The organism is Arthrobacter sp. CAL618, assembly GCF_000468215.1.
Taxonomy (GTDB): Bacteria; Actinomycetota; Actinomycetes; order Actinomycetales; family Micrococcaceae; genus Arthrobacter_D.
Window position 1 is genome coordinate 1 of record NZ_ASZW01000173.1, and the last position, 9,759, is coordinate 9,759.

Annotated in this window: 12 protein-coding genes and 1 tRNA gene; 8 read left to right on the forward strand and 5 right to left on the reverse strand. The window is 62.7% G+C overall.

Annotation, left to right across the window (positions count from 1 at the left end; translation table 11 throughout):
* Positions 1-19: 19 nt before the first annotated feature.
* Together K728_RS0110840 and K728_RS0110845 are read right to left on the reverse strand one after the other, a co-directional pair.
* Positions 20-1,177, reverse strand: coding sequence for a cystathionine gamma-synthase (locus tag K728_RS0110840; RefSeq protein ID WP_024476721.1), 1,158 nt, complete (start codon positions 1,175-1,177; stop codon positions 20-22).
* Positions 1,178-1,197: 20 nt separating this feature from the next.
* The gene (locus K728_RS0110845) at positions 1,198-2,574 is read right to left on the reverse strand and encodes a cystathionine beta-synthase (protein ID WP_024476722.1); all 1,377 of its coding nucleotides are present in this window, start codon (positions 2,572-2,574) and stop codon (positions 1,198-1,200) included.
* Between the two features lie 104 nt (positions 2,575-2,678).
* Between K728_RS0110845 and K728_RS0110850 the strand changes: the two genes are divergently transcribed.
* Together K728_RS0110850 and K728_RS0110855 are read left to right on the forward strand one after the other, a co-directional pair.
* On the forward strand, positions 2,679-3,734 hold the full coding sequence (locus K728_RS0110850; RefSeq protein WP_084442880.1) for a DNA-3-methyladenine glycosylase family protein: 1,056 nt from the start codon (positions 2,679-2,681) through the stop codon (positions 3,732-3,734).
* 9 nt (positions 3,735-3,743) lie between these two features.
* Positions 3,744-4,025 (forward strand): putative quinol monooxygenase, encoded by a 282-nt coding sequence (locus K728_RS0110855; protein WP_024476724.1) that lies wholly within the window; start codon positions 3,744-3,746, stop codon positions 4,023-4,025.
* A 106-nt stretch (positions 4,026-4,131) separates the two neighbouring features.
* Here the strand turns inward: K728_RS0110855 and trxA are convergent, their stop codons facing one another.
* The 3 genes from trxA to K728_RS0110870 form a co-directional block, all read right to left on the reverse strand.
* The gene (gene trxA / locus K728_RS0110860) at positions 4,132-4,566 is read right to left on the reverse strand and encodes a thioredoxin (protein WP_024476725.1); all 435 of its coding nucleotides are present in this window, start codon (positions 4,564-4,566) and stop codon (positions 4,132-4,134) included.
* Positions 4,567-4,784: 218 nt separating this feature from the next.
* Positions 4,785-4,866: transfer RNA gene (locus tag K728_RS0110865), tRNA-Tyr, on the reverse strand.
* A gap of 104 nt (positions 4,867-4,970) precedes the next feature.
* Positions 4,971-5,261 (reverse strand): hypothetical protein, encoded by a 291-nt coding sequence (locus K728_RS0110870; RefSeq protein WP_019484313.1) that lies wholly within the window; start codon positions 5,259-5,261, stop codon positions 4,971-4,973.
* A gap of 166 nt (positions 5,262-5,427) precedes the next feature.
* On the opposite strand from K728_RS0110870, the gene K728_RS0110875 reads away from it, so the two are divergent.
* The 6 genes from K728_RS0110875 to K728_RS20170 all read left to right on the forward strand — a co-directional run.
* On the forward strand, positions 5,428-5,916 hold the full coding sequence (locus tag K728_RS0110875; protein WP_019484312.1) for a YajQ family cyclic di-GMP-binding protein: 489 nt from the start codon (positions 5,428-5,430) through the stop codon (positions 5,914-5,916).
* 198 nt (positions 5,917-6,114) lie between these two features.
* Positions 6,115-6,525: a YybH family protein gene (locus tag K728_RS0110880; protein ID WP_024476726.1), complete on the forward strand. Its 411-nt coding sequence runs from the start codon at positions 6,115-6,117 to the stop codon at positions 6,523-6,525.
* A 125-nt stretch (positions 6,526-6,650) separates the two neighbouring features.
* The gene (locus tag K728_RS22375) at positions 6,651-7,271 is read left to right on the forward strand and encodes a cytosine permease (protein ID WP_443110964.1); all 621 of its coding nucleotides are present in this window, start codon (positions 6,651-6,653) and stop codon (positions 7,269-7,271) included.
* Positions 7,175-7,966, forward strand: a complete 792-nt coding sequence (locus K728_RS22380; protein ID WP_272944190.1) for a cytosine permease — start codon at positions 7,175-7,177, stop codon at positions 7,964-7,966. Before K728_RS22375 ends, K728_RS22380 begins: the two co-directional genes overlap by 97 nt.
* Positions 7,967-7,991: 25 nt before the next feature.
* Complete coding sequence (locus K728_RS0110890) at positions 7,992-8,612, forward strand: cyclase family protein (RefSeq protein ID WP_237742134.1); 621 nt, start codon at positions 7,992-7,994, stop codon at positions 8,610-8,612.
* Between the two features lie 437 nt (positions 8,613-9,049).
* On the forward strand, positions 9,050-9,759 hold a 710-nt coding region (locus K728_RS20170; protein WP_237742135.1), incomplete at its 3' end, for a DUF222 domain-containing protein.

The window sequence follows — 9,759 nt, forward strand, 5'->3', positions numbered from 1 at the left end:
GCGTTTTCGTTTAAGACTTCTAGAGGGCGGTGAAGGCCTGTTCCAGATCGGCAATCAGGTCCGCAACATCCTCAATCCCGACGGACAGCCGGATCAGATTCTCCGGGACGGCCAGCTCTGTGCCGGCCACTGACGCGTGGGTCATCGCGGACGGGTAGTTCATCAGCGATTCGATCCCACCCAGTGATTCAGCGAGCGTGAACACGTGGGTGGACTCGGCCACCTTCCGTGCGGCCGCCTCGCCGCCCTTGAACGACACCGAGATCATGCCGCCGAAATCCTTCATCTGGGCTGCGGCGAGATCGTGGCCGGGGTGTTCGGGCAAACCCGGGTAGAAGACCTGTTCCACCTCGGGGCGCCCCTGCAGCCATTCGGCAATGGCCCGGGCGTTGGAGCTGTGCCGGTCCATCCTGACGCCGAGGGTCTTGAGCCCGCGTGTGGTCAGCCACGCTTCCATTGGCGCCGAGACAGCACCGACGGCGAACTGGATGAAGCCCACCTTCTCGGCAATCTCTTCATTGCTGGTGATCACGGCGCCACCGCTGGCGTCGGAGTGCCCACCAATGTACTTGGTGGTGGAGTGGACGACGACGTCGGCCCCGAACGAGAGCGGCTGCTGCAGGTACGGTGTCGCGAAGGTGTTGTCGACCACGAGGATGGCACCGGCGTCTTGAGCGATCTTTGCCACGGCAGCAATGTCGGTCACCTTCATCATCGGGTTGGACGGCGTCTCGACCCACACCATGCGGGTGTTGTCTCCGACGGCGGCGCGGACGGCGTCGAGATCCGACATGTCTACCGCTGCGTTGCTGATTCCCCACGGCGCCAGGACCCTATCGATCAAGCGGTAGGTGCCGCCGTAGACGTCGTTGCCCATCACGATCCGGTCCCCCGGTGCCAGCAGCGCCCGGATCAGGGAATCCTCGGCGGCCAGCCCCGACGAGAAGCTGAACCCGTGGGTTGCCCCCTCGAGTGCGGCGAGCTGGGTCTGCAGCGAATCACGGGTCGGGTTGGTGCCCCGGCCGTACTCGTAGCCGTTGCGAAGCTGCCCGATGCCGTCCTGCGCAAAGGTGGTGGTCTGGTACAGCGGGGGGATGACTGCACCCGTGGTGGGATCCGGTGTCTGGCCGGCGTGGATGGCCCGGGTGTTGAAGCCCTGATTCTCAGCGTGCGTCATGGTGCTCCTTAGTATGGAAGTCAGATACTCATATAGGTCAGCAAATCGTGGCGCGTCAGAATTCCCACCGGTGAGCCGACGAACGTCACCATCAGGGTGTCGCTGTCCACCAGACGCTCCCGTGCGGTGGCAACTGACTCCAGCGAACCGATCAGTTGCAGCTTGTCATTCATGTGCAGAGAAATTTTGTCGGTGAGCTTGGCTTCGCCGTGGAAAAGTTTGTCGGTGAGCAGGCGTTCGTCCACCGAGCCCAGCACTTCGCCCATCTTGACCGGGGGTTCCTGTGACAGGACCGGGATGTTGGAGACGCCGTACTCGGTCATGATGTGGATGACGTCGCGCACGGTTTCGGTGGGGTGCGTGTGCACCAGATCCGGCATGTTGCCGGTCTTCGAACGTAGGATCTCGCCCACGGTGGCTTCGTCGCCGCTCTCCATAAAGCCGTACGACTTCATCCAGTCGTCACTGAAAATCTTGCCCAGGTAGCCGCGGCCACCGTCGGGCAGGAGGACGACGACGACGTCGTCGGCCGTCAGGTTCTTGGCCACCCGGAGTGCGGCGACCACTGCCATGCCGCAGGAACCGCCCACCAGCAGTCCCTCCTCGCGGGCGAGGCGGCGGGTCATGGCGAAGCTCTCGGCGTCGGTGACGGCCAGGATTTCGTCGGCCACTGTGGGGTCATAGGCGTCCGGCCACATGTCCTCGCCGACGCCTTCGACGAAGTAGGGACGCCCGGTGCCGCCGGAGTAGATGGAACCCTCGGGGTCGGCGCCGATGACCCGGACCTTGCCGCTCGGGCGGTCAGCACTCACGTCTTTGAGGTAACGGCCGGTGCCGCTGATGGTGCCGCCGGTGCCTACACCGGTGACGAAGTGGGTGATTTTGCCGTCGGTGTCGTTCCAGATTTCGGGTCCGGTGGACTCGTAATGACTCAAGGGCCCGTTGGGGTTGGAGAACTGGTCCGGCTTGAACGCGCCAGGGATCTCGCGGGTGAGCCGGTCGGAGACACCGTAGTAGGACTGCGGGCTATCCGGTGCGACGGCGGTGGGAGTGACCACCACCTCGGCGCCATACGCGGCCAGGACGTTGCGCTTGTCTTCGCCCACCTTGTCGGGCACTACGAAGACGCAGCGGTAACCACGCTGCTGGGCAACGAGGGCCAGCCCGACGCCGGTGTTGCCGGACGTCGGTTCGACAATGGTGCCACCGGGCTTGAGCTTGCCCTCGGCTTCGGCGGCGTCGATGATCTTCACCGCGATGCGGTCTTTGACGGAGCCGCCGGGGTTCAGGTATTCCACCTTCGCCAGGACAGTTGCGGCAATTCCTTCGGTCACACTGTTCAGTTTGACCAGCGGGGTGTTGCCGATCAGGTCCACTACGGAGTTCGCATACTTCATACCTACAAAGTTACCGCGAAGTGCCCTGGTTCCCGGACGGCGCGGACCCGCCGGACCCTTCAACTCATCGGATCACTGTCAGCCCGGCGTGACACCATTGACCCATGACCGTTTCCGCTGCCCACGGCCCTGCGCCGGAGTCGGGCACGGGGCTGGACTCGGGGCCTGCGCCGGAGCCGGGCCCTGTGCCGGACTCCGGGCCTGTGCTGGCCCCAAGCGCGGCCCGCTCAACGGTGTGGGAGCCGGACGGGCCATATAACCTGGCGGGAACCATCGGGTCGCTGCAGTGCGGCGCGTTCGATCCGGCGTTCCTCAAGGACCAGGGTGCCGCCTGGTTAGCGTTCAGGAACGACGACGGCGCCGCCACCCTCCGGCTGGAACAACGCGGAAGCCTCCGCTCGGCGCGCATCCACGCGACGGCGTGGGGCCCGGGGGCAGCCGCGGCCCTGCAATCGGTGCCCACCCTGCTCGGCGCCGACGACGACTGGAGCCACTTCGACAGCCCCGGCTACCAGGCGACCCTCCCCGAGATCGCCCGCAAGGGGCGCTACCTCAACCCCGGGTTGCGGCTACCCTCGACCGGACGCATGCTGGACGCCGTCGTGCGCGTCATCCTTGAACAGAAGGTGACCGGGATCGAGGCCAAGCGGGCGTGGCGCTGGCTGCTGACCCGGCACGGCGATGCGGCTCCGCAGGCGCCTGGAGCTCCGAACGGATTGCGACTACCGCCCGCCCCCGCCCAGTGGCGGCGCGTGCCGTCCTGGGATTGGCATCGTGCGGGTGTCGATGCGCACCGATCGGACACCATCCTGAAGGCCGTGGCGATGGCCTCTGGGTTGGAGCGGCTGGCCGGTGTCCGGTCATCGGCCGACGTCACGGCGGCCCTGCGTTCGGTACCGGGGATCGGCGTGTGGACTGCAGCGGAAGTTCTGCAGCGCACGCACGGCTGCCCTGATTCGATTTCGGTCGGTGACTACCACCTGGCCGCCTATGTGGGCGCCGCATTGACCGGGCAGCGGACCGACGACGCCGGGATGCTGCAGCTCCTGAAGCCGTGGGCCGGCGATCGGCAACGGGTGGTCCGGATGCTGTATGCGAGTGGGTTCCGTAAGCCCACCTACGGTCCTCGGCTCGCGCCCGAGGATCACCGCCACCGTTAGGCTTAACCCATGAGTGAACCACTAGATGTGACGGCCGTGTTTATCCCCAACCCCGGCGAGGTCTTCCGGGTGAAGCTAGCCCTCGACATAGCCATTGAGCAGGTCGTCAACGAGCCTGGATGCATCAGGTACGAGATCACCGATGTTGCTGAGGACCGCATTGTCCTGACCGAACGGTGGGAGTCCGAGGAACTGATGGACAAGCACCTGCGGGGTCCGGCGGTGCAGGACCTGGGCGAGTCTCTCAGTGCCCTGTTGGCCGAGCCGGTCCAGGTCACCAAAAGCGTCTGAGCACCAAAAGCGTCTGACGCACCAACAGCGTCTGGCACGCGAAAACCCCGGATCCTTCATGGGATCCGGGGTTTTCGTTTGGTCTAGCTGCAGCTGAGTCCGAAGACTAGCTGGTCTTCTGGTCGTCCTGAACTGGAGCGTCAGCTGCTGGTGCCTCTGCAGCGGCTCCGGCCTGTGCCGCTGCCTGCTGCTGGGCTACCTGCTCGTGGACCTCTTTCATGTCCAGGCCCTTCACCGCGTCAACCAGTTCACCGAACTGGGTGGCGTTCATCGCGCCGGGCTGCGAGAATACCAGCACCTTTTCGCGGAAAGCCATCAGCGTGGGGATCGAGGTGATCCCGGCCGCGGCGGCGAGGGACTGCTCGGCCTCGGTGTCCACCTTCGCGAAGGTGATGTCATCGTGCTTCTGCGAAACGGCGTCGTACACGGGAGCGAACTGCTTGCACGGGCCACACCATTCAGCCCAGAAATCGACGAACACAATGTCGTTCGTTTCGATGGTCTCGGGGAAAGTTGCCTCGGTTACTTCAATAGTTGCCATGCTTTAACGCTAACGAGTTTACTCGCCGATGTCTCCCCGTGTTCGCTCTCGATGAAGATTACCCGGCGATTCGCCGGATTAATCCTCGAACAGTGCACGCTGCAGCACGTTGTCTGGGCTTGCCGATCACCCGCTCTCACCGGAAAAAGACAAAAAAGTAGCCCGTCCAGATCTTGGCGGAGATCTAAACGGGCTACTTCACCGGACTACCGGCGATGTGGCAGATACTGGATTCGAACCAGTGAAGGCGATGCCAGCTGATTTACAGTCAGCCCCCTTTGGCCGCTCGGGTAATCTGCCATACGTCCTCATAAATGAGGTTTACCCACGGTAACCGCGGGCAAGACAACTTTACAGAAAATCGGGGCAAGAATCGAATCGTCCCCGGACAGACGCGATTGGGCCTACAGTCCGGCGTTCACGCGACGCTCGATCTGGGCATAGAACGCGTCCGCCTGATCGTCAGTAACTGAGCCGAGTGCGACGGCGTGATCCAGTTCGGACCGCACCCCCGCCAACCGCTCCGAGCTGGCCGAAACGGGATAAGAAACCTGGACCGACGACGACATATTGGCTGCCGCCGCCGGCATCGCGGAGAGGCCGGTGATGGACACCGCCGACGACGCGGCCAGGAAGGTCCCGGCCACGGCATGTCGAACTCGAACTTGGTACCGGACACGCGGCTTGCTGCTCATAGCTTCTTTCCCTCCGAGGTGGTCACTGGAACCAACACTTTCACCGGCTGGTGTGAGCCGACACTGGGCTTCCTGTAGATCAGCTGGGAGCCATTTGCAGCAGCCCAGTGGCGCATAACCGATTAGGCTTGGACCAGATCCTTCTCACTACCCCCTAGGAGACATTGTGGCGAGCGAATCCACTTTCGATGTAGTTAGCAAAGTAGACAAGCAGGAAGTTGCCAACGCCCTGCACCAGGCGCAGAAGGAAATCGTCCAGCGCTACGATTTCAAGGGCATCGGCGCCGAGGTGGACTTCAGCGGTGAAATGATCCTGATGAAAGCCAACTCCGAAGAGCGTGTCCTGGCTGTCCTCGACGTCCTCCAGTCCAAGATGATCAAGCGAGGCATTTCGCTGAAATCACTGGACACTGGTGAGCCTTACGCTTCCGGCAAGGAATTCCGCCTGGAAACCACCATCAAAGAGGGCATCGCCCAGGATGTGGCGAAGAAGATCAATAAGCTGATCCGCGATGAGGCGCCAAAGGGCGTCAAGTCCACCATCCAGGGCGACGAGCTGCGGGTCAGCTCCAAGTCCCGCGACGATCTGCAAGCCACCATGGCTCTGCTGAAGAACTTCGACGAGGCTGACCTGCAGTTTGTGAACATGCGCTAAGGCACCAGCTGGTCATTGAGGTGGNCGCCACCTTTTTTGTGCTCTTTCCGATGCCCCTCTTCGGTTCGCTATGGAAGTAACTTTGGTCAAACCTTTGACATTTGTTACCTGTGTCACTCAAACTTTGAAAACAAAAGTTGTCTGGCAGGCTACAAAGCGGCGAATCGTCGTCGACCTTTCGAGAGAAGATCGCACTCCATGACCGAAAATCAAGACTTGACTCACGACGACGTCGCAGCCGCAGCGGCTCACGTCGTCGCAGCATTTTCGCGGACCGACACCGCAACGTATTTTGCATCCTTCAGCCCCGATGCGACCTTCGTCTTCCACACTGAGAACCGAAGGCTCGAGCGGCGGTCCGAATACGAGGCCCTCTGGCAGTCATGGCTTGCCGAGGGCTGGCAGGTCACTGAGTGCCTCAGCAGTAACCCGTCCATCCAACTACTGGGCGACACCGCGGTGTTCTGCCACGACGTCACGACCACCTTCAACACCGGAGAGACCACGGTCGAACGCGAGACGATCGTCTTCCACCGGTCCGACGACGGGTCCATCCTCGCCGTCCACGAACACTTATCCCCTCTTCCCAACTCCCCCGAAGCCAGGTAACCACCATGAGCACACAGAGCACCGGACGTACCGGCTCAGCATTTTCCCGGCTATCCAATCATCTTGAGAAGAATTCGGAGGGCTTCGGCCCCATTCGAGGCACCCTCGGCGCCGGCCGTATGGGCATGATCTGGCTGGCCGCCAACCTGGTCGTCACCACCCTGCTCACCGGGACACTGTTTGTTCCCGGAGTGAGCTGGCCCCTCGCCGTCGGGCTGATCATTCTTGGTACAGCCATCGGTGGCGCAGTTCTGGTGTTGGTGGGCAACATGGGTACCCGCACCGGGCTGCCGACGATGTCGCTGACGAAGGGGTCCTTCGGGCTCCGCGGCTCCTTTCTCCCCGTCGCCGCGAACGTGATCATCCTGATGGGCTGGAGCTGGGTTCAGGCCATGCTGGCCGGAGTGACGGTCAATTTCCTGGTGGAGCAAGCCACCGGCTTCTCCAACCCCATTCTGTTCTCGGTGCTGTGTCAGTTGCTGGTGGTGTGCCTGGCGATTTTCGGTCACGCCGGCATCGCCCGGGTGGAGCCATGGCTTGCCCTGGTCATCCTCGCCTTCATGGCGTACATCTTCGTTACGGCGTTCACCACCTTCGCCCCCTCGGAGTTCATTGACCTGCCANCGATCCGGAACTCGGCTGGTCAGGGGTGGTGGTACTCGACGTCGTCATCGCCACCGCAATCTCCTGGACTGTCCTGTCGGCTGAGTTCAACCGTCTGGCGAAGTCCCAGGCCGCAGGCATGATCGGTTCGGGTATCGGCTACCTGCTGTCGACGGTGCTCGCGATGGTGCTGGGCGCCACCACCGTGGCGTATCTAGTGCTCGACGGCGGCGAGGCCGTCGCGTTCGACCCCACCGCCATTGTTGCCGCCTTTGGAACACCGCTGGCCGTGGTCATCTTCCTGTCGGTGATGGCCACCAACACCATGGTGGTTTACGGAATGGTGTCCTCGGTGGTGAATATGGTGCCGTCCAGCAAGGTCAAGTTCCTTCCTACGGCGCTCGTACTGGGTGCGATCTCGATTGTTGGGTCCACCTGGTTGGCTTTGCTGGATCAGTTCACCTCGTTCCTGGTCCTCATCGGGTCGCTGTTCATCCCGGTGTTCGCTGTGATGCTGGTGGATTACTACATTGTTCGCAAGCGCCACTACAACAAGGACATCCTGCGTGGCACCGGCGGAGACTACTGGTACTTCAAGGGCGTCAATATTGCCGCGGTGGCCGTCTGGATCATTGGCGCTACTGCGTCCTTGATACTGACCTATTCATTGCCAAGCCCGATCGGCGCGACCATTCCCACCTTCATCCTTTCGGCCGGGCTGTACCTGGGGTGGGCCATCGTGGCCAAGCGGATCGTGTCCGGGACACCCCAGCATTCGCACCTGAGCGACTCCGAGTCGCCAGCGAACGCGGATTCTGGACGCCGTGCGGCTCGTTGATCTTTCGCATCCCATTGTCAGTGGGATGCAGGTCTTTCCCGGTGACCCGGAGGTGACGATCACGGTTGCGGCCGAGATCGCCGCCGACGGGTTCCAGGTGGCCGAGGTGCATGCGGGCACCCACACCGGAACCCATCTGGATGCACCGTTGCACACGGTGCAGGGTGGCTCGTCGGTGGATCAGATCGACCTCAGCCGGCTGGTCGGCGTGGCCCGCATTGTTCGGCTTCCGGTGGTCGATGCGGGTCACGTGTTTGTCTGGTCCGACGTCGAGGCACAGCTTTCCGATCTGGATTCCGTAGCGATGGTGCTGTTCCACACCGGCTGGTCGCAGCACTTCGGCACCGAGCTGTACCTGCGGCATCCAGCGTTCGACGCCGACATTGCGCTTGGTTTGTTGGATCGCGGTATTTCGGTGGTCGGCGTCGATACCCTCAACCCGGATCTCACCGACCTGTCCGGGGCTGAAGTGGATCTCCCCTTTCACCGGGCATTGCTGGGCGCCGACGGTGTGATCGTTGAGAACCTGACCAATCTTGCGTCCGTCGATTTTGCTGACCCGTGGGTCTCGGTGCTGCCGTTGCCGTTCGCCGGAATGGACGGTTCGCCGGTCCGTGCAGTGGCGATGGAGGTCGCCGTCGGGTAAGCGCTGCTCTCCTCAGCACCGTCAACTCACGGTCCGGCGGGGGTGTTCAGCGGGCGGTCCGGGGTCTGATTTCCGGTGCTGATTTTTGGTGCTGAAAATAGTTGAAAAGGATTTTCTGGTGGCCCTGAATCGGCCCCTGTTTTGTCAGTGCTCGATGATGGAATGGAGGTATGAAAAGCAGTAAAGCTTCTTCTACCGGATCGGGATTCTTCCCCGATTCCGGCCCGGATTCTGGCTCTGATTCGGCCACTGATTCGGCCGCTGATAGCGGGTTCGCGAACAGGTCCGCGGATGCTTCAGCGGGGGCTTCCGGCGGTCACGGTCCGGGTGGTCCACTCGGTGCCGACGCTGTGTGGACGGCCCCAGTGGTAGAAGCACCCGATACCTTTGCTGATGCTGATTCTGATTCTGATGCTGGATCTGATTCTGATGGCCGGGTGCGTTCTGGTGACGGGCGGCCGGCGTTGGCCGGGAAGGTGGTCCTGGCCGCGGTCGCTTCCCTGGATTCAGGCCAGACGCTGGCCGTGTTGCAGGACCTTGGCCGGCTGCGGTCCTGGGTAGATGCGCAGGAAGCAAAGGCGGTCACCCATCTTCATGACCTCACCACCGAGGCGCACTCCTGGGCGGGTGACCCGGGGCATGCCCGTACCCTGAGCGCGTCGGAGATCGGTGCGGCCCTGCGTCTGCCGGAGCGCACGGCTGGTTCCCTGCTTGACCATAGTGAGCTGCTGGTCCGCGATTACCGGGCGACCCTGACCGCGTTGGAGGATGGCAGGTTATCGCGCCGTCACGCGTGGGCGGTGGTCGGGGAAGCGATYGGTATCCCGGATACCGTTCCCGCCGTGATGGCCGCATTCGAGGCCCAGCTCATCGGTCTGGCCTGCAAGACCACGGTGGCGAAGTTTTACCGCCAGGCCCAACGGTTACGTGACATCTTCCACCCAGAATCGATCACCCTGCGGCACCGGAAGGCGCTCCAGGACCGTCGAGTGTATCTGGACCCGGCGCAGGACGGGATGGCCTGGCTCGCAGCCTTCCTGCCCACCGAACAAGCTGCCGGGATTTTCCACCGCGTCGATACCGCAGCCCGTAACCTGCAGGGCCCCGACGAGGACCGGACCCTCACCCAACTCAGGGCCGATGTGCT